The organism is Paenibacillus sp. FSL R5-0744, assembly GCF_037972555.1.
Classification (GTDB): Bacteria; Bacillota; Bacilli; order Paenibacillales; family Paenibacillaceae; genus Paenibacillus_AQ.
On sequence record NZ_CP150228.1, the window covers coordinates 4317299 to 4337384 of the forward strand.

General features: G+C 42.1%; 22 protein-coding genes. 5 read left to right on the forward strand and 17 right to left on the reverse strand.

Going from position 1 to position 20086, the window contains the following annotated elements; genetic code table 11:
• Positions 1 to 62 precede the first annotated feature (62 nt).
• Complete coding sequence (locus MKY19_RS19080) at positions 63 to 896, forward strand: MurR/RpiR family transcriptional regulator (protein ID WP_339265697.1); 834 nt, start codon at positions 63 to 65, stop codon at positions 894 to 896.
• A gap of 106 nt (positions 897 to 1002) precedes the next feature.
• Positions 1003 to 1677 (forward strand): SOS response-associated peptidase, encoded by a 675-nt coding sequence (locus MKY19_RS19085; protein WP_339796884.1) that lies wholly within the window; start codon positions 1003 to 1005, stop codon positions 1675 to 1677.
• 329 nt (positions 1678 to 2006) lie between these two features.
• Here MKY19_RS19085 and MKY19_RS19090 read toward each other — a convergent pair whose 3' ends face one another.
• The 4 genes from MKY19_RS19090 to aroA all read right to left on the reverse strand — a co-directional run bounded on the left by MKY19_RS19090 (position 2007) and on the right by aroA (position 6067).
• Entirely contained in the window at positions 2007 to 2534 is a 528-nt protein-coding gene (locus tag MKY19_RS19090) for a DNA topology modulation protein (RefSeq protein ID WP_076285390.1), read from the reverse strand.
• Positions 2535 to 2611: 77 nt separating this feature from the next.
• On the reverse strand, positions 2612 to 3529 hold the full coding sequence (locus tag MKY19_RS19095) for a hypothetical protein (protein WP_339796888.1): 918 nt from the start codon (positions 3527 to 3529) through the stop codon (positions 2612 to 2614).
• 117 nt (positions 3530 to 3646) lie between these two features.
• Complete coding sequence (aroC, locus tag MKY19_RS19100) at positions 3647 to 4702, reverse strand: chorismate synthase (protein WP_339796891.1); 1056 nt, start codon at positions 4700 to 4702, stop codon at positions 3647 to 3649.
• Between the two features lie 18 nt (positions 4703 to 4720).
• Positions 4721 to 6067: a 3-phosphoshikimate 1-carboxyvinyltransferase gene (gene aroA, locus MKY19_RS19105; protein WP_339796894.1), complete on the reverse strand. Its 1347-nt coding sequence runs from the start codon at positions 6065 to 6067 to the stop codon at positions 4721 to 4723.
• Positions 6068 to 6172: 105 nt separating this feature from the next.
• On the opposite strand from aroA, the gene MKY19_RS19110 reads away from it, so the two are divergent.
• On the forward strand, positions 6173 to 7069 hold the full coding sequence (locus MKY19_RS19110; RefSeq protein WP_339796897.1) for a LysR family transcriptional regulator: 897 nt from the start codon (positions 6173 to 6175) through the stop codon (positions 7067 to 7069).
• Positions 7070 to 7111: 42 nt separating this feature from the next.
• On the opposite strand, the gene MKY19_RS19115 is transcribed toward MKY19_RS19110, so the two are convergent.
• Both MKY19_RS19115 and MKY19_RS19120 read right to left on the reverse strand, forming a co-directional pair.
• A complete protein-coding gene (locus MKY19_RS19115; RefSeq protein ID WP_339796899.1) occupies positions 7112 to 7372 on the reverse strand; it encodes a helix-turn-helix domain-containing protein in 261 nt (86 codons plus the stop codon).
• A 15-nt stretch (positions 7373 to 7387) separates the two neighbouring features.
• On the reverse strand, positions 7388 to 8380 hold the full coding sequence (locus MKY19_RS19120; RefSeq protein WP_339796903.1) for a hypothetical protein: 993 nt from the start codon (positions 8378 to 8380) through the stop codon (positions 7388 to 7390).
• A gap of 422 nt (positions 8381 to 8802) precedes the next feature.
• On the opposite strand from MKY19_RS19120, the gene MKY19_RS19125 reads away from it, so the two are divergent.
• On the forward strand, positions 8803 to 9522 hold the full coding sequence (locus MKY19_RS19125; RefSeq protein WP_339796906.1) for a class I SAM-dependent methyltransferase: 720 nt from the start codon (positions 8803 to 8805) through the stop codon (positions 9520 to 9522).
• Positions 9523 to 9605: 83 nt separating this feature from the next.
• Here MKY19_RS19125 and MKY19_RS19130 read toward each other — a convergent pair whose 3' ends face one another.
• Positions 9606 to 9704 carry a sporulation protein YjcZ gene (locus MKY19_RS19130; RefSeq protein ID WP_139328621.1) on the reverse strand — a complete coding sequence of 33 codons (99 nt, stop codon included), beginning with the start codon at positions 9702 to 9704 and terminating at the stop codon, positions 9606 to 9608.
• Positions 9705 to 9971: 267 nt separating this feature from the next.
• On the opposite strand from MKY19_RS19130, the gene MKY19_RS19135 reads away from it, so the two are divergent.
• Positions 9972 to 10166 (forward strand): hypothetical protein, encoded by a 195-nt coding sequence (locus MKY19_RS19135; RefSeq protein WP_339796909.1) that lies wholly within the window; start codon positions 9972 to 9974, stop codon positions 10164 to 10166.
• Positions 10167 to 10478: 312 nt separating this feature from the next.
• Here MKY19_RS19135 and MKY19_RS19140 read toward each other — a convergent pair whose 3' ends face one another.
• The 10 genes from MKY19_RS19140 to MKY19_RS19185 form a co-directional block, all read right to left on the reverse strand.
• Positions 10479 to 11105 (reverse strand): type 1 glutamine amidotransferase family protein, encoded by a 627-nt coding sequence (locus tag MKY19_RS19140; RefSeq protein ID WP_339796911.1) that lies wholly within the window; start codon positions 11103 to 11105, stop codon positions 10479 to 10481.
• 110 nt (positions 11106 to 11215) lie between these two features.
• Entirely contained in the window at positions 11216 to 12178 is a 963-nt protein-coding gene (locus MKY19_RS19145; RefSeq protein ID WP_339265722.1) for a YafY family protein, read from the reverse strand.
• A gap of 220 nt (positions 12179 to 12398) precedes the next feature.
• Entirely contained in the window at positions 12399 to 13262 is an 864-nt protein-coding gene (gene sigJ, locus MKY19_RS19150; RefSeq protein ID WP_339796914.1) for an RNA polymerase sigma factor SigJ, read from the reverse strand.
• A gap of 39 nt (positions 13263 to 13301) precedes the next feature.
• A complete protein-coding gene (locus tag MKY19_RS19155; protein ID WP_339796917.1) occupies positions 13302 to 14486 on the reverse strand; it encodes an FAD-dependent oxidoreductase in 1185 nt (394 codons plus the stop codon).
• A 419-nt stretch (positions 14487 to 14905) separates the two neighbouring features.
• The gene (locus MKY19_RS19160; protein ID WP_339796920.1) at positions 14906 to 15670 is read right to left on the reverse strand and encodes a VOC family protein; all 765 of its coding nucleotides are present in this window, start codon (positions 15668 to 15670) and stop codon (positions 14906 to 14908) included.
• Positions 15671 to 15672: 2 nt separating this feature from the next.
• Positions 15673 to 16479: a pyrroline-5-carboxylate reductase gene (gene proC / locus MKY19_RS19165; RefSeq protein WP_339796923.1), complete on the reverse strand. Its 807-nt coding sequence runs from the start codon at positions 16477 to 16479 to the stop codon at positions 15673 to 15675.
• Between the two features lie 18 nt (positions 16480 to 16497).
• A complete protein-coding gene (locus tag MKY19_RS19170) occupies positions 16498 to 17325 on the reverse strand; it encodes a MetQ/NlpA family ABC transporter substrate-binding protein (protein WP_076299273.1) in 828 nt (275 codons plus the stop codon).
• A gap of 11 nt (positions 17326 to 17336) precedes the next feature.
• Positions 17337 to 18356 (reverse strand): uroporphyrinogen decarboxylase family protein, encoded by a 1020-nt coding sequence (locus MKY19_RS19175; protein ID WP_339242198.1) that lies wholly within the window; start codon positions 18354 to 18356, stop codon positions 17337 to 17339.
• A 31-nt stretch (positions 18357 to 18387) separates the two neighbouring features.
• On the reverse strand, positions 18388 to 19047 hold the full coding sequence (locus MKY19_RS19180; RefSeq protein ID WP_042189536.1) for a methionine ABC transporter permease: 660 nt from the start codon (positions 19045 to 19047) through the stop codon (positions 18388 to 18390).
• The gene (locus MKY19_RS19185; RefSeq protein ID WP_042189539.1) at positions 19022 to 20065 is read right to left on the reverse strand and encodes a methionine ABC transporter ATP-binding protein; all 1044 of its coding nucleotides are present in this window, start codon (positions 20063 to 20065) and stop codon (positions 19022 to 19024) included. Before MKY19_RS19185 ends, MKY19_RS19180 begins: the two co-directional genes overlap by 26 nt.
• Between the last annotated feature and the right edge of the window lie 21 nt (positions 20066 to 20086).

The window sequence follows — 20086 nt, forward strand, 5'->3', positions numbered from 1 at the left end:
TATTTACAACATCTTCGCACGTTATATTCTATTTATTGCTTCATATTAGGAGGAATGAGAGATTGTATAAGGATTGGAATCGTCGCGCTTTCTCACCAAATCAACGAATTATTGCTGACTTCATTCAAAAAAATGAGCAACGTGTGGTCTACATGACCGAACAGGAAATGGCAGATGAGCTTCAATTAAGTATCGCCTCCGTCTCACGGTTCTGGAAAGCGGCTGGATACAAGCATGCCAAGGATTTCAAGAGCCGACTCCGTTTCCGCTTCGAGTCTACACCTTCCATAAAAATGCGTGATGCCATGCAAAGATCGGATGATAGTTCACTCCCTCATGTGCTGCTGGACAATTGCTTACATCATCTGCAAGAAACACGCCGCTATTTAAGCGACGAGGCGCTGCAGCGCGCAGTGGATAATCTGTCGACAGCACGAATTGTGTATGTATATAGCCCTGGTCCATGTGCTGGACTGGCAGAGCTGATGATCTATCGTATGGCACGTTTTGGAATACAGATGAAAAAAATGGCCCCCAGCGGTCACGAACTGCTAGAGACCTTAATGCATGCTGATCAAAAAGATGTATTGCTTGTCTTTGGATTCGTTCAACTGTTACCTGAAATCGAAGTGATTCTGGACCATGCACGTGAAGCTAATTACCAGGTCATCCTGATCACCGATAGACTCGTGTATCCTCGATCCCAAGATGCAGACATTGTACTGTATGCCGGAAGAGGTGAGGTTTGGGAGTTTCACTCCATGGTCGGTCCCACGTATATTATCGAGAATCTGATTCTTGGGGTAGGCTTAGTAAACAGGGAGAGTAGTCTGAGTAAGCTGGACAAATTGCAGCAGCTAAGGGCGCAATATGGAGGGAAGCTTCCAAGGAGCTAGGTTAAGCTATAAAGAAACGGAGTGATTGCTAAAATAGGACCATGGAAATCATGAATAATTTACCTCCTTTTACAAACACTACGAAACAAAAGGAGGCTGATGTTTCATGTGTCAACGTTTTTCTCTGGCGGCCGAACTACAAGACATTAGGGATCATTTTGAAATCAAACGGGTGATGTACTACTATAAAGACCGCTATAATATTAGTCCCACACAGGATATGCCTGTCGTATTACAGCAGGATGGTGAGCGAATTCTGGATGAGTTCCGCTGGGGCTTCATTCCTTATTGGGGTAAAGATGCGATCAATGCGGATCTCCGAAATGTGCATCAGAATCCAACCTATCGCAAGATGGTGGACAAGCAGCGCTGTATTATCCCTTGTAATGGATTTTACTATTGGAAAAAAGAAGGCAAAAAGACTTATCCAGTTCGGGTAGTCATGAATAATCGCAGTATGTTCGGAGTGGCTGGTCTATACGAAATTTGGCGGGATACGCGCGGGGAGCCTCTTCGCACCTGCTCTCTGGTCATGACAGATGCCAATCCACTGATTAGCGAATTTGAGAGCCGGATGCCGGCGATTTTATCCCCACAGGATATCACTCGATGGCTTGATGAGGAGACAAATGATCTGGAAGCACTGAATCCGATTCTGCGGCCTTATTCAGCAGATGAAATGCAGGTGTACCCGGTCACACCAATGATTAGTAACAACAGGAATGACTCGGCTGATTGTATTCGGGAAATGGATCTGAACGAGTCCTGGGTAAAGCCCTGAAATAATAGCAGAATTAGATTAGAATACCTTAAAATGAAGCAGCGGTGCTAGGGCTGAGAATTAAAACCTTAGCACATCGCTGCTTTAATTGCTTATCATTTCTATTGGCTCTTCATCCAATTACATGCTCAAGAGTTCAGTTCGAATTTATATTGTTCAAGCTTTTCAAAAACACCATCCACCCATTCAGGATCATCTCATAACTTAGAATTGTTAAACTTTCTAACCGCAGGATGACCCGTTGTGATAGTATCTACACCATCCTTGTACAAAGTACAAATCAACAATTTCTAATGACTTATTTACAGATTGAACTAACAGTTTGCAAGTCATCCCAGACCAGCCCCTTCCTTCTCCACCTTCCCTATAAACTCATCCATCTCTTTCCTCGTTCTCAGAATAACAACCTCTTTACGTCCTTTAATCTGCTCAAGTTTCTTTATAGTGTTCACTCGACCTTTTTTTCTATAATTCCAAACCCATTTCACAAAATCCCAATCTAATTTTTCTGGGCATTCTTGATTCATATCCGGTCTGGATTTCTTGTGATATATAATTCGTCGTTTGATAATTCGGTAGATGCATAGAAGTCTAGGCATATCTAAGAAAATTATTAAATCGGCTTTGTTAATTCGGATATCCATCGTTCTTGAATAGTTACCATCCATGATCCAATGCTCTTCATTGATAAATTGTTCGACAATATTATTCCACTCTTCATTTGGTTTAGGAACCCAGTCGGCATTCCAGTAATAGGTATCCAAATGTACAACAGGGAGATCAAGTATGTAATGTAGTTTGCGAGACAAGGTAGATTTGCCCGATCCAGCAGATCCAATGACTAGTATTCGGTTCATAGGTTCTCCTTTCGCAAAAAAAACACTAACAGGACGTTAGTGCCTTCCAAGAGTTATTATTTTGAAATTTTTATAGCTTAAATCGATTTCAGAAAATCCTTAACAGCCTGCGTCTTCTTATCCCCGTTCTTCTCCAGTAGCATCAAAAATTCTTCAAGCTGGATCAGTAGTGGGCTGGCTTCAATCTGCTCTGGCCCCGCTTCTGACAATGTATTCTCGTATGCAATTGCCGCTTCTTCACTCATCACTTGCGTTATCTTATCAAAGAGCGGAGAGTTTTGGGCACCGTTAAACACATATTCTTTGGCTACGTTATAGGCTTCCTTAATAGCTATTGTACGGTTGGAAGACTTATAGGTTGACAAAAAATCTTCATATGCCATAGCCCGTTCTATGACCTTGTACCAGTTGATCAGCAAAGTTCCGTTCACAGCAGAGGGTTGCTCAGACTCAGTAGCCATCAGCTCGATATAGGCTTGCAAATCTTTGGAGACGTAAGGTTTGAACACTTTGAAGCTTTTGTATTGAATGATTGGATAAAAGCGTCCGCCACCCAATTCAAGCTTATAGTCCATGGCAGTCAAGTCCTGTAGAACAACACGGGTCTGGGACTGCTTCACCTTGGATCGAGCCAGCACCATTGACATGCCTGGAGTATAAATATCTTTGATATCTTGTTGAATAGCAGGCGTATTCATTCGTTTGATTGCTGTAGGTAGATAAGCTTTCAGGGCATTTTCCAAATGTAAAACGGCTAAATTAGCCTCTGCTGGCGTCATCTCATCAATACGATTGACTAAGGTGGCTTGGGCCAGACTGAGAGATGAAGGTTTCTTCACTCTTTGCTCAAACAAACTAAAAGCAGCAGAAGACTTAACAACCGCTGCTTTTGACCGCTGTGGGAAGGCAAAGGAAATGGCAAGACCGATACTGGTCAAGAACAGGATTAAGCCGAGAGGGGCAGCAATGCTTTTCATAAAAATTGATCGTTCCATGGTACAGCTCCTTCCAGGGTAGACTGAGACAATGATTCGATCTTAAAAATATCATTAAATGGAAAATAATTCAATAATCATGTCAAAATCAAACATCACCATTATGCCGCTCTAGAATTATCCAAGCATAGCGGCTTGTCGTTTGTACTGATCCTCCAGTACTAAACAAGCCATAGCCTCTACGACAGGTACGATTCTGGGACAAATACATGGATCATGTCTGCCTTCGGTGCGTATCTCTTGTTCTTCCCCTTTGATGTTAGTCGTTTGCTGTGGCACAGAGATGGACGAAGTAGGCTTTACACTGATCCGAAATACGATTTCTTGTCCTGTGCTAATCCCCCCGATGATTCCTCCGGAATGATTAGTTAGAAAACCATCGCTATTCCTCGCATCATTATGCTCACTCCCCAGCATCGTTGCTGCTTCGAAGCCAGCTCCAAATTCTATCCCTTTAACAGCGCCAATGGACAGCATAGCTTTCGCCAGCTCTGCATCCAATTTATCAAAGACCGGCTCTCCAAGACCCGGAACCACGCCACGAATACGGCATTCTACAATGCCACCACAGCTATCCCCAATCTCCGCTAACCCCTCAATTTTTTTAATCATTTTGTCAGCTGCAATTGGATCACAGGCACGGACAGCGTTTTGTTCAATCACACCCTCATCGAAGGATTCACATCTTATGCCTCCGATTTCTTGTGTGTACGCTACTACCTGTACGCCTCTTCTCTCTAACAACTTACGAGCTATCGCACCTCCGGCCACTCTTGCCGCAGTTTCTCTACCTGAAGCACGTCCGCTACCGCGATGATCTCGAATGCCGTATTTCTGTAAATAAGTAAAATCGGCATGGCCCGGACGAAAAGCGTCCTGGATCTCGCTGTACGCTTCTGGTCTCATATCGTGGTTTTGAAGAACTACAAAGAGCGGTGTACCTGTTGTTTTCCCCTCAAATACTCCAGATTGTATGTGGACAACATCATATTCTTTACGAGGAGTAGTCACTGAAGATTGGCCCGGCTTTCTCCGATCCATCTGTTTCTGTATATACGCTTCGTTAATCTCGACGCCTGGTGTTACACCATCCACTATGACCCCTACCGACACACCATGTGACTCACCGAAGGTTGTAATTTTGAACACTTCACCGAATGTATTTCCTGCCATTATATATGCACTCCTTATTTAGTATTGGACCTGTACGCCTAACGCTGACAAACGGTCAAAATAATCTGGACAGGTCTTGGAGACACAACCAGGGTCGATAATCTGAATATTTTCAATCTTCAAGCCGATTAAAGAAAGCGCCATAGCCATCCGATGATCGTCATGAGAATTTAGTAAAGCTGGGAGTGGCTGACCCGGATATACCGTTAGACCATCCTCAAACTCTTCCACACGTATTCCAAGCTTACTTATTTCCTCGCATATCGCGGCTATCCGATCACATTCATGATGTCTGATATGTGCGGCATCCTTTAGAGTGATTGGACCATCTGCAAAAATAGCCATAGCAGCCATTGTTAATGTTTGATCCGACCACTTCTTCATACTCACTGTGTATCCACCCTTAAGCCGTGGGACACCTTGTACTTCAACAAAGTTCTCTCCACGAACAACGGTACAGCCCATTACCTCCAGAACGTCTAAGAACTCGATATCAGGTTGACTTGTATTGCTAGCATTGATCCCTTCAATTCGTACACGTCCTGCCGTAAGCGCAGCTACCGCCCAAAAGTAACAGCATGTGGATACATCAGGCTCTAAGGTGATCGTGTGACCTTGATACTTTCCTGTAGGAACCGTTATCGATTGACCGTCCTGAGATGCTTCTGGCGTTACACCAAATGAGGCCATCATGGCAAGGGTCATCTCGACATAGTCTCTTTGCACAACTTCTCCATCAATATACACGTTTACCGGTTCTTTGGCATACGGTGCAGCTAGCAGTAATCCACTTATAAATTGACTTGAAGTGGAGCCGGGCAGGGTTGCCTTTCCTCCTTGCAGACCTTTTGCCTCTAATGTAAAAGGTAAACAACGGTCGGCTTGTTTATACTCAAATTGTGCACCAAGGGTCGTTAATGCATCGAGTAATGGCGCGAGTGGTCGCTCACAAAGCCGTTTACTTCCATTCATTGTCCAAGTGCCAGTCCCTGCCGCGAGTGCAGCGGGTAAAAATCTCGCAACCGTACCTGCCGCTCCTACATATAGCTCACCAGTCGGATTCGGCCAGTTGCCGCCACATCCATCCACAACAGCTGTCTCTTCTTCTATCACAACGGGAATCCCCAGTTTCTTTAATGATTCAATACACCAGTAAGAGTCATCACTTCTTAATATTCCCTTTATTTCTGAACGTCCATCTGCTAAAGCAGCGATTACCAAGGCCCGATTTGTCAGACTTTTACTTCCTGATATGGTTATCGTCCCATTGATTACCGCTTTCGCTGGGCTAATCTTCACTATGTGTTTATCGCTATTCGTTGACCATGGAGATCGTGCTTCTAAGTCCGGTTGATTGGATTCCACTTCATCCACCCCTTTGAATTATTCCTCTAGTCTGATTATAATGAATGAAATGAAATAAATGAAATTGGATTTTTACCATATTGATATAGAGGTGATCTATACCACATGTTCAACTTGGAGTGGTATCGTATTTTCTGGCAAACGGCTCGTCATCGAAATTTAACAAAAGCTGCAGGGGAACTACATATTACACAGCCTTCTGTGAGTTATGCCATTAAACAAATGGAAGAAGCCTTAGGACTGAAGCTGTTTCACAGGCTGTCCAAAGGTGTAGAGCTTACAGAAGAAGGACGAGCGCTATTTGAATATGTGGAGCAATCCTTTTCCATGCTGGATTCTGCACAGAAGCATCTGGAGAGCTTGAAGCAGTTAAATGAGGGAGAAATACGAATCGGAGCCAGTGATTATCTGATCAAGCATCTTTTGTTGCCGCAGTTGAATACCTTTCATAGCACATACCCAGGTATACGAATTCGTCTTTCTCATGGGAAGACGCCAGACATCACTAAGCGTTTAAAAGATGGTGAGATCGACTGCGCCTTTGTCCATATGCCGCTTCACGATCCACTGCTAAATATACAGACGCTGGCTGTGTTAGAGGATTGTTTTGTAGTAGGTGAAGCCTATCAAGAATTAGCTAGTCGTTCACTAACCATGAGAGAAGTGTCAGAGCTGCCTTTAATCTTATTTTCTCAAGGGAGCAGTACTAGAGTATTTGTTGAACAATGGTTTGCGACTAAGGGATTATCGGTAATTCCAGATATTGAATTGGGGAGCATAGAACTGCTAGCAGAGTTCGCCAGATTAGGGTATGGGGCAGCTTTTATCAGCCGTTCTTTCGTGCAAGAGGATCTTCATAGTGAAAAGCTTCATGAGTTGAAGTTAGAAGATCCGCTTTTACCTCGCAGTATAGGTTTTGCAGTACGACGGGATCGAAAGCTGTCTATTGCGGCTGAGCAATTTGTTCAGATGATTGGGGCACGGCTATCTGAGGGTTTATAATTCTTTGACTAAAAAAGCAAAAAACATCGGGAATCCCGATGTTTAATTCATTCCTAAAGCTTCTTTAATTTGCGGGATAGATAAACCGTTTGTTTTCATCTCTTTGATCCAAAGAATGCGTGCGACGGTTTTCTCTCTTTTATATCTTCGTGTTAAATTCTCCTCGGCCTGTTCAAAGGGAAGCATGCCTTCTTCTGTGTAATGTTTGAGTGTACTATAACGAGAGTTTGTGATTCTTACCAATTCACCTATAGATACATACTCTGAAGCCAAAATATTCTCCATGGAGCGTTGTCTAGACATTGATTACCAACTCCTTTACAGCGGGCGCTTCGGAACAAGACGCACACCTTGGATTGGCACTTTCATCATTACAAAATGCGGGATCGCATCGTATAACAAATTATCAATTTTAAGGGTCGCAATCGATCCTCTCTCCATCACCTTAACTTCATGTCCATAGGACAATAATCTTGTAATAACTGCGTCTAGTCTTTGATTAGAATTATCAAACCAAGACTCTGTTTCTATAAAGACAGCTCGCGATGGCTCTAGGGCAGGGAATAAAAGATTGATGCTACTACCGATAAAAGTCTTCGCAAACTTTGTCTTCAATTCTAAAAAGCGTTTGATTCCCAGCTCAATTCCATGGCGAATTTGTATTGGAAGCAATGCCTTTGCCCATACATTACTTTGGTATAGATCATGTAGTTTGATATTTACCTTTTCTATTTCATTTAGCGAGAAGAAATCATGCATGCATCCACATTCACGAAGCAGCCACAGCATACAAATGACCTCATCCGTTACTGAACCCTCTTCCAAAATCTCTGCACGAATGTTCTCTGTAATGCTTGTGTACGCCTCCATATTACTGCGATACGCTCTAACTTCAACTTCGGCAGTATCAAAATACATGTCGCTCCCTAACAGACTTGGGATATCTTCAAGCAAATCCATTGCTTTAAGATCATCTGAAATCGCGGTCTCGAACTTTTTTAATTGTTTGTTAGACAGCATGGAGGCCTTTTTTACCCACCAATTAAGATCACCCTTCACTTCAGCATGTTTATGAAGCAAGGGCTGTAGAACCGTTTCTCTATAAAGTGCTGAATGAGCTTGATCCAATCCTTCCTTGGGCAAAGTTAACTTGTTCTCTGATTGCGTAAAACATCCCTCTAAGTAAAGCTCCAATATAACCGCTGCTGCCATACAGCGTAAAGACACTTTCTTGACAGTAGTCATATGAAGACTTCTCTGTGCATTAAGCGCGATCACTGAAAAACTCGGTGCTAATTTTAAATCCATCATAACCATCCACCCCTATCCATAAATTCGTATTTACTGGATGATATTTATTCCATATGGTGAGCGTTTTGATTTACTTACTACTTACTACTTACTACTTACTACTTACTACTTACTACTTACTACTTACTACTTACAATACTCTACATTTACATTATTTTCAAGTGTTCTTGAATAATTAAATAAAACCTCAACTTGTAATCGGAGACTACTAAAAGAACGGACAATCATATCCTTTTTAGCAAAAAAATCCAGATCGTCAAGCAATTACGCACATTGCTTGACGACCTGGATTTTAATTTAATAATAAACCAACATTTTCTTTTTATGTATGTTCTTAAGTCATTAATATTTAGCACTGCGGTACAAAGTTATTTTTTTTTCATATTATAAAATAAGACCCGCAGTGAAAGGAATTTACACTCATGGAATATTTGAATATGCTTGCTAAATTAGGTGTTGGAAATGCTCATCCTGGAGGGTTTACTGCAACTTTAAAGCAATTTGAACAATATCCACTACCACCTGCTTCCCGAATCCTTGAAGTTGGTTGTGGCACTGGCAGAACATCTTGTTATTTAGCTGCACAAGGTCATGATGTAATAGGTATAGATATTCACCCAGATATGATCTCAAAAGCAAAAATACGGGCTGAAAAAGAGAAATCTATAATTCAATTCTTAGTAGGTGACGCAAGTTCGCTTCCTTTTCCTAACGAGTCATTTGATGTGATTCTTGTTGAGTCTGTATCCATTTTCACTGATACAGAAAAGGCATTTTCGGAATATTATAGGGTTTTGCGGACTGGAGGCAAGCTTTTTGATAGAGAAATGATTAAATATAAACCTATGTCTACAGAAATCAATCAAGTGATTAGAACATTTTATCATGTTGAGAATCTATGGGACTTTAATAAATGGTCAGCATTAGTAAACACTATGGGATTTTATCATTCACAGATAGATGGTCCCTTCTTGTTTCCTAAATCAAGTGAGGATCTTACAGAGCATCCAGACCATTATCAACAAATGGATACTGATTCCTTTCTTGACCACACGATTTGGGAAGTGATCAGTAAGTACAACAGCATAATGGACCGTTATCATGAATACATCGGATTTATTCTCGTTATTGGAACGAAATAAAGGATTGGCATGTCCATCAACATTTGCAAAAAAAGAACAATAGCCTTGGAACAGTGGCTATTGTTCTTTCTGATAGCCTGCTATTATACAAAGAAACAAGCAGATAATATAATTACCAATAAGATATAAAGAACCAAAATTTCTCCAGTAGAAGTAAATCTGCCTCCAACTCCACAGCTCATTGATTATCCCTCCCTTTTACTTCCTAAAATATAATATGCGCCACTATTCTAAAAGTATGGACTATCACCTAAATAACATGAGCTGACGGATTTTAAATTCCTACTCACGCCGGAAATAATTACGAAATTGGACCTTTGTTATATCCTCCATTAACTTCTGTTATGCGGTAAAAAAACTTATTTTGGTATTGAGCGAAAAAAACAGCACAAAATATCATGCACTGCTTCCCTTTCCACCTTAAACTGTAGAAAAAAGGAGGGAACAGGATGTTAACGATTTCCGTTCATACACTGGATTTGAAAGGAACAAGCTATGAAATTGGGTATAAGCTAGGCAATATTATTTCAGAAAATACAGCACATAAGATTGCTTACACTCGTAAACTCGAAGGCTTTGGTTTAACAGAATATAAAGACGGTGCTATTTACGGAGGTCGCTGGCATCGAAGTGGCTTCATTTAAAGGACTTCCTGCAAAATTTGTACAAAAGGTAATTCCAGAGGGGCGTTACGCCGTATTCACTCACACTGGTACACTGCGCACGCTTCCCCAAACGTTCCATTATATTTGGGGAACGTGAGATCTGTACATTCCGATCAAATAAAAATCATGACCCCCTAGAGAATTATTGGATGATAGCGCGGCTTAGACCAAACTGCAAAAGCCCAAGCGTTGAACACGCCTGGGCTTCTATTTATAGGTAAATGTGGTCTTCAGACATTATTAGTGAATCAACAACACACAGCACTCCACATGCCTAATATCCCTATACTGTCATTGGATTGAATTCATTAACTCGTAGAAATATTTAGGTTCCTGAGTTTTATTAAGTCGATACCATGCGTCTAATGTTTTTGGAGAAAATACATCTAGCGCTTTTAAAACATGAACAGAAAATTCTACTGGAGCTACTCCGGATGCGGTGATCAATTTCCCATCGGTGACAGCAGATTCCACTTTGTAATATTCTTCGCCCGTGTAACATTGGCAAATCATTTTAAGGTAGGCCAAATCATTGCTTGTGTGCCAACGTGAATCTAACAATCCTGCTTGAGCAAGTCCTAAGGTAGCACCGCAAATTGCTCCAACTACTATCCCTTCCTTTAAACACATTTCGGCAATTTTTAATATGGGCACGTGAATAGCTTCTGTCCATGTATTTCCACCAGGTAAAATCAGTGCATCTACGCTTTTAATGCTGCACTCATCCACTTTAATGTCAGGCATTATTTTCAATCCGCCCATTGTAGTTACTGGAGTCTTTTCTATCCCAACGGTGACTATTTTTGCTGGACCCAGCCCCTGTCTGAAGTGTCTTCCAGAGTGCAGTTCGGCGGTTAAATAACCTATTTCCCAATCGGACATGGTATCAAACACATAAAGATATACTGTATTATTCATTTCTAAGTGCTCCTCATAAAGTTTATTAGGTAACAGCAACCATTCATCTTTAATGAGTGGTTATCATTATAATAAAACAACTTCACTGACATCTGCTGTCAGTGAAGTTGTTAAACTTGATAATATTCCATTAACTCTGAAGCAACCGCCACAAGTTTATTCTTTAGATTCTGTGGCTCAATAACTTGAATGGATTTCCCATAGGGAAGAATTATATACGGAACATATGTATACAGTGATTCTTCCTCAAGTAAAAAAATTGCTTGCGTTGATGTCCGCTCCTGCAAATGATGCTCCAAAAACCAATGTATGCATAAATCATCCAACGCCTCTGCCCTGCCACCAATAATTAAAGAAATTAATTCGGATTTACCTACTACATCTGGTAACAGATTTTTCATAAAAAAAGTACGCGCTGAAAAATCATTGGGACGCCTAAATGAGAATGGCGTGCGAGTGATGTTCAGAATTCGTTCTACCCGAAAGCTGCGAATCTCATTCCGCAGGTGGCAAAATGCAATTGTGTACCACTTATTGTTCCAATTAACCACGCCATAGGGGTCTATTACCCTATTTGGGGACTGCTCTTCATGACTGTTACGATAAGAAATTTCTACAGACCATTCATTTGCTACAGCGTGCTCCAATTCCTGCAATACCGGCTGAACAGCGGGGTATCCCTTGCGGTTTATTACTTCAAATCCGGCTAAATGATGGCTTAGTATACTTTCCTGCTCCTGATTCGAATACATTTTCAACTTAGATGTTGCATTCTCTAATGCCTCACTCAAAGGATATCCGGCTTCTTTTGCAAATAGGGCAGCATGAAGCAGTGTCTTTTTTTCATCAATACTAAATAGCAGAGGAGATTTGATAAAATTGTGCAGCAAGCTATACCCGCCATTGTGCCCTGTGTCGGATATGATAGGGACACCACTGGCACATAGTGCATCAATATACCGATAAACTGTTCTTATATTCATCTCTAACTTTTCCGATATCTGCTTTGCAGTCAATTTCTCTCCCGAATTCAACATCCATAGAATTTTTAGCATATTATCATTTTTTGGCATAACATAACCCTCACTTTGATTACCACTAAACTTAACTTCTAACAAGCACTTTAAGTGATTGGTTGGCTAATCCACTGTATTCCTTTATTCTGATCCTAGTAGTGTTGTTACACTCCTGAATTCCTTGTTATTAGTAATCAACTCCGTTAGTGTTACCGGAGTGCTCACTTCCCCGCATCTCCATAACTGTTCTAACGGCGATTTTTTTCAAATCCTCTTTTCATTTCAATAAATGCCTCAGCTTATCTGGGTTCCTAACAAAGTATAAGTTGCGAATCGAATTTCTCTCGACATGCATTAGCGCAACAGTTACGATGCCATCTCCTGAACGGACAACGAGTCCTGTTTGGCCATTTATATCCCTCATTTCTACATGCACGCCTCCTTCGTAATGAGGAGCCTTACGAGTTAAGCCGAGAAGGAAACGAGCGACGAGATCGCGCGATTCAATAGGATGGACGGCGGCGAAGGCTTTACCCCCTCCATCTGAGACCAACACGACATCTTTGGCGAGCATGGATACAACCCTATCCACGTTACCCTGTTCGAGAGCCGCTAGGAGTCGACGGACCCACTCTTCGCTTGCAGCTTCGGGATTGACTGGTTCATCGGGGGTAATCCCCATTTTTCCTCTCGCACGGCTGATCAGCTTGCGGCAATTCGCTTCGCTTTTGCCAACGAGCTCAGCAATATTAGCATATTCAAAGCCGAGCGCCTCACGAAGCACGAACACTGCTCGTTCCGTAAGGGACAGCCTTTCAAGCAAGACGAGCATAGCATAAGACAGCAGCTCGCCTTGAACAACCGATTCAAACGATTCATCATTCGGAGTAAGAAGGGGCTCAGGAAGCCATTGCCCGAAATACTGTTCTCGCCGCTTACGCGCCGAATTGAATAAATCCCGACAGCGATTAGTTACCATTTTGCACAAATATGCTTTAGGTTCAAACAATCGATCCAGCTTTACATCATACAACTTCAGGAATACGTCCTGCACAGCGTCCTCCGCATCGGAGACCGATCCAGTCAGTTGGTAGGCAAGCGTAAAAAGCAGCCCTTTATAATGCTCATATAATTCTTGCATCTTAAAATTCCACCCTTTTCCACTAACCCTCTGTTTACATTATTTTAACAGACTTGCCGAATCCCATGTCAATTTCCTTATTCGCCAACCCAGCTTTCCTGTAAAAATAATATCTAACCCCCATTGATGTGTCCATACCATTCCCTGCTCCGGACCTAAGGCAAAACAAAAAAAGTCAATAAATTCCTTATGCATGGGTGCCGGACGCCCTGCAATATCCGCCGATAAAATCTTTCCAAGCCTTGCTGCTTGGGCGGTCGCTTCCTTACACGTCTTCCCGTCCACCCGTCCGGTAGCAGGGTCTACGATTCGCGCGCAGTCGCCGATACTGTATACACCCTGGGCCCCTTGAACCCGATAACTTGCATCTACGATCACGTATCCTTCCGGAGTGATTGGTAACCCGATGCTTTGCAGCATTGGGTTGGGTAACAGCCCCAGCGTCCAGACACATAGGCCAGCGGACATCGTCTCGCCGTTAGATAAGGTTAGCACTCCCTCTTTCTCCTGTAATACCCTACTTCCATGTAAGGTAGTTACTCCGCAAGCGTCAAGTGAACGTTCCAGTTTAAGGCCTACTTTTACCGGGCCTTCTGGGAAAAGTCTCTTATTCGCGTTAAATAAATTTATCCTTACAGCATTCGGGTCAAGTCCCAATGATACCGCATCATTACGAAAAAAATAAGCTAGTTCAGCAGATGTCTCGATGCCGCTTATGCCCGCTCCAACAACGGCAATGGTCATTAATCTCTGACGTTCTTTCGAGCTTTTTTCCTTTACAGCTTTCTTTATATTCGCGCGCCATGCCTCTCGGATCTTCCACGCAGCGTCTAAACTCGCTAATGCTATACCTCCTAGATCAGAGTCGGGTTGCCGCACGACGCTGCCCACCGCCAGAACGAGGAAGTCATATTTTATCGAATTCTTATTTCCTACAGCATCCTGACAAAGTAGCCTTCTTTCCCCTGATTCGATTTTCGTTACAGTAGCCTGAACGAATTCAACCCCCTCGGGAAATAACCTAGTCAGAGGGATAGTAATCTCTTCATCTCCGACCGCGGGCTTAAAAAGCAATACTTTGCGAAAGTGATAAGGGTTCTTATCGATTAAAATAAGTCGGAGTGTTCGTTTACTTGCTTGCCCCTTAAATGTTTTCCGAATCGCTTTAACTGCATTAATACCTGCATATCCTCCGCCAATAACGATGCATGTCAATTCTTTCATTGCAACCACTCCTTATTCCGTCTGCATATAAAACGAGATAAGGAGTCGTTTTGTGACAACAACGATATTTCGATGACTGCCGATTATCTGTACTTGAAAAAGTTATCATCGCAATAAACATTTGTTATTCAAAGTAATCTCAACAGAAGGGATACATCCTTCTTCAATTGCAATCCCAATCAATGTGGACACTATACTTTTGGTACATGAATTAATCCGTTGAAAGTTATCTCTTAACTGCATACTCGAGGTTTTCAATCTTCGTTATCATGGTTATCTTACTATAAAATGGAATTTCATCTGGTTTACAAATTGATTAAAACAAAAAGATCACATCAATGGATAGCAAAAAGACTTGCTCGAGGTATCAATACATTCGAGCAAGTCTTTTCATCTTAAATTATATAGAAACTAATGCCTTATACAAAAACATACTCCCCGTCACCGATCTGAATCGTCTTCCCTTTCAGCGCTAACGAATCCGTTTCAAAAAACACCTGTTTGAACTGGTTCTCGTCCCCATGTACGAAAGCAAAAGACTTATCTCCAATCGTAAGGATAAAAGTACCGTCCTCTGACTCTGCTACAGGCAGTCCGAATATCGATCCCCAGTGTTTAGCGGTAGCTGCAGGATCGGAGACATGGAATACAGCGCGCACGATTTCAACATGACCTGCAGGATGAGGCTGGATGACTCCAGACGATGATAATCTTTCTAACCTCTCTGCATCTGTCCCGCTCCATTGAATGATGAACGGATAGACTAGGCCTTGAAAATCACCACCGATAGTCATCATGCGCCACTCGATTAATCTTCCCTCGTTATCTAGACGCTTCCCATCGATGATTGGAGATAGTGATAAACCCGCTGCCTTAAGGGAAGCCGCTACTTCTTCAATATCATCTGTCCGGATGACTACTCTGCTTAAGACTTCATGCTCCGGCAGAAGTTTTACAGCGTCTTTCACCACTAGATTATGTTCAGTTGCCTTTGCCAGCTCAAGATTCTCAATGCTCAGAAATTCCAGATAGGTTAGCCCGAAATAACTTAATGCGTTATAGGTTCCCCAATCTTTATGAGAACCTCCCTTAAAAGCAACCAAATCATGAGCTCCAAAAATTTCAACTGGTTTGGACAGATCATTGACGTAGTGTACTAAATGATCCCATTTCACTGTTACCATGATTACTTCACTCCTAGCTCAGTAGTACGCTTCACAGCCGCCAGAACACTTCTTTGCAGACCTGCTGCGAAATCACTGTTATTTAATTCGTACAAGCCATGCATCCCAACTCCGCCAGGTGAATTATTAATATCTAGCAGTTGTCTTGGATGCAGCCCTGTCTGCTGCAGCATAGCTACCGATCCCATCATATTCTCCAGTGCAACATTCCAGGCTTGCTCACGCGGCAATCCGGCAAGCACACCTGCATCTACAAAAGACTCAATGAAATAATAAATATAGTTGGGGCCAGCCACACCAAATCCAGTGAAAATATCCATTAATGTCTCATCCAGATATTGCACTTTACCAAATCCGAGTAAGAAATGCTCCACTTGATCACGGTTAGCGTAAGCATTTAATGCTACACCGCTATATCCGTAGCCTGTATCCGTCAATGTATTTGGAATGACACGGATAATGGACCTCTCAGCTCCAAAATAACCAGCTAATTGGACATTCGTCACACCTGCCACAATCGATACGATGACTGCGGTAGGTGAAGCGAATTGTTGTACGATTTGTCCAAGTGTAGTTAAATCATCCTGTGGACGCACCGCAACCACAATCAGATCTGCAGTAGATAGGCTTTGCTCCTGTGAGCTCTTCGTATCTATTCCGTATTTGGTACTCAAAAACTGAAGACGAGCTTCATTAATGTCAGATATACTAATTTGATCTACCGACAGGGTGTTGTTGGATATACATGCGCGAATGATCGCTTCCGCCATCTGTCCTCCACCAATAAAATGAATCTTTTCTTGTGTCACTTGAGTTCACTTCCTTACTTAATTGTTGTCCCATGCTTCAGGCAGAATGAAACCATCATATTTCTCTATTCCACGAATATATTCTTCGAACTCTTTAGATTCATAAGCTGCTTTCAAGTCTTTCGCCCACTGTGTATTTTCATCCTTTTTATTAACCGATACGATAATTCTGTGTTCCATAGGCGTATTTTCGATTTTCAAGGCATCCGTAATCTTTCTGTCTGAATTAGCAATATAATTCCCGTTTACAACGCCGTAATCAACATCTTGCAGTGAAACTAGGATTTGAGCAGGGTCCAATATTTTAATATCAATGTTATATTTATCCGGTTCCATGCTGTTGATGTTAAAATCAGCTACGCCTGCGCCATCTTTAATCTTGATCCAACCCAATTCTTCCAGGATACGCAGTGCACGCTCTTGGTTCACCGGATCATTCGGAACAGCTACGGTTGTACCATCTTTAACATCGTCAAGTGTAGTATGATTTACGGAATAAAGACCTTGTGGTGCACCAGGCGCATAAGCAATCCCTACCATGTCTGCTTTGATTTCTTTGTTGATTGCCTCCATGTATGCTGTGCTTTGGAAGATACTTGCGTCAATGGAGCCTTCCTTCATCGCAGGATTGACCTGCATGTTTTGCGAAAAGGACTTAATTTCAACGCTATAGCCTTGTTTCTCTAAGATCGGAAGGATCGATTGGCGGAATTGCTCCTCATAGGTTCCCACACCAAATCCAATGGTAAGCTTCTTCTTATCTCCTGAATTATCGGATTGACTATTCCCGCAAGCCGTCAACACCGCTAGAACCCCTATCATCAACACTACTATCAACTTTTTCATAACTTCATCTCCTATTCAAATATAGATTGTTTTAGCTGTGCTAACGCCTCATCCGTCACATTAAGTGGGATAGCGCAATTTGGAGAAAGAATAAAAGGCTGGTCTTTCATTAATGTCAGTGCTTCTTTAGCCTGCTGCTTAATTTGTGCGATATCGTTTACAGCGAACAGCCCATGATCGACGCCACCTACTTTAGTAGCTTTAAGATCCGCCTCTAAACCAGGGTTCCCCTCGGCTACAGTATCCCAGCTGATTCCATCAATTCGATAATCATTAAATTTCTCAGGCTGGGCATAAGCCCCACAAGTATGAAGAATGTTTTTGCCGTAGCTTGCAGCTTCTAAGACAATAGAGTCATAAGGTCTGGAGAACTCGTCAAACATGGCTTCATCAAATAATCCTGGGTGAGCGGTGCCTGTCACAGCGTAGAACAAACCGTCAGAACCCACTTGCTGCAGCTCTTGTACATAATCGGCTAAGGTTAATGAAATCGCATGTAACGCATGGTGCGCTGCCGCACGATGCTCCTTAAATAACGACTCCAAAGTTACTGGATGCTCAATGCCAAACACTGTTTTTGTAACATAAGCAGAACGTCCTACAATAAATAGCAATACAGTCAATGGAGAGAATACCGTTTGGATTAGTGGGGTATCAGGTAGTCCTTGACGAATTTTTCTAACACTCTCTAAGTGTTCGGCCAAGGAAGCTGTATGCACCGCCTTTTTAACTTCGATATCCCATAGATTAACCGCTGATGGAATTGCTGTTGTTTGCTGCCTTGGAAATACAGTCTGATAATCCGTAAAATCATATTGATTGCCCCAAGCTTCCGCCAAATAAGTAGCTCTAGGATTGATCTTGACCCAGTCCCAATCATATTGTTTCGTAAAAGAAATCGTAGTTTGCGCTAAATCATCTGCAGTTTGTTCTTTGTCGATAAAATGCCGCCAACCACTTACAATTGGGCGATCTGCCTTTTCTCCGGATAATATCGCTTTAAATCGATCTTGCTTGCTCCATTCACTCATCTGCCAAACTCCCTCCCGGAATATGTAATGACTAATAACGGCGAATTTTTCTTGCTAGCGTGTTGCCTAAAGATTGAATGCCTTGCACTAAAATAATGAGAATAACAACAGTAGCTACCACGACAACCGTATCAAAACGTTGGTACCCATATACAATCGCCAAGTCACCGACACCGCCGCCCCCTACCGTTCCAGCCATTGCAGTTGCACCGATCAACCCGATCGTTGCCGTTGTCAAAGACAGGATTAATGATCCAACTGCCTCTGGCAATAAAAAGTACCATATCACTTGAAATGGCGTTGCCCCCATCGCTTCAGCAGCTTCGAGAATTCCCGGGTTCACTTCAAGCAGGGAGTTCTCTACTAAACGGCCAATATATGGTGCGATGTAGATAATTAAAGGTACGATCGCTGCGCTTGTCCCAATCGAAGTATGAACAATCAAACGTGTGAAAGGTACAATCGCTACAAGTAAAATAATAAAAGGCAGAGAGCGTATAATGTTGATGATTGGATTTAGTATGGCGTAAAGCGCTTTGTTCTCCAAAACCCCACCAGGACGAGTGATTACAAGCAATATCCCAAAGGGTATCCCTATCAATGAGCCAACAAACAAGGAGACGCCAACCATCTGAATCGTTTCAATAATCGCCTGCAGAAATTGATCACCTGTTAATGTGGTCGAAAACATTAGATTCTACCTCCTCTACACCGACTCCATGACGTTTTAAGAAAGATAACGCATTGTTAATCTCAGCTGTATCTCCACTGCATTGAATAATTACTGTACCCAGTGTCGTTTCCTGAATCTCGGTCGTGTTCGCAAATAAAATATTGACCTTCATATCGAAGGATCGAATCATCTCGAACAGGATAGGCTCAGAGGCGCTTTCTCCAACAAAATTAAGTTTATAAAGAACACTTCCGGGTTCTGTTTTGATGGATTTTTGGACGCTTGGCGTAATGCTGTTCTGAATAACCGTCTTCACAAAATTTTGTGTGGTCTTATGCTTCGGACTACCGAATACATCTAGAACGCTTCCTTGCTCAATAATTCGGCCCTCTTCCATCACCGCCACCTTGTTGCAAATCTCTTGAATGACAGACATTTCATGTGTAATGATCATCACAGTAATGTTGTACTCTGCATTGATTTTTTTTAATAGCTGTAAGATAGAATGTGTCGTCTGTGGATCTAAGGCAGAAGTCGCTTCATCACATAATAGGATGGATGGATTCGAGGCAAGCGCTCTGGCAATCCCGACCCGCTGCTTCTGTCCACCTGATAATTCACTAGGGTAACTCCCTGCTTTGTCACTTAATCCAACAAACTCTAGCAACTCTTGTACACGCTGGCGGATTTCATTCTTATTCTTTTTTAAGAGAACTAGAGGAATCGCTACATTATCAAATACTTTTTTAGATTCTAATAGATTAAAATGTTGAAAAATCATGCCGATATTCTTCTTAGCCGCCCGTAACTCTTTATCGTTATAGGTTCCTAAATCACGCCCAGCAACGAAGACCTGTCCTTCAGTAGGTCTTTCCAAATAATTGACTAAACGAATTAATGTACTTTTCCCCGCACCACTATAGCCGATAACGCCAAAGATATCGCCTTTATCGACCTTTAAATCGATCCCTTTAAGAGCATCAATCGTGATTCCTTTCCGAGTGAACGTTTTGGAAACCTGCTTTAGTTCAATCATATACATTCCTCTCAATCATCT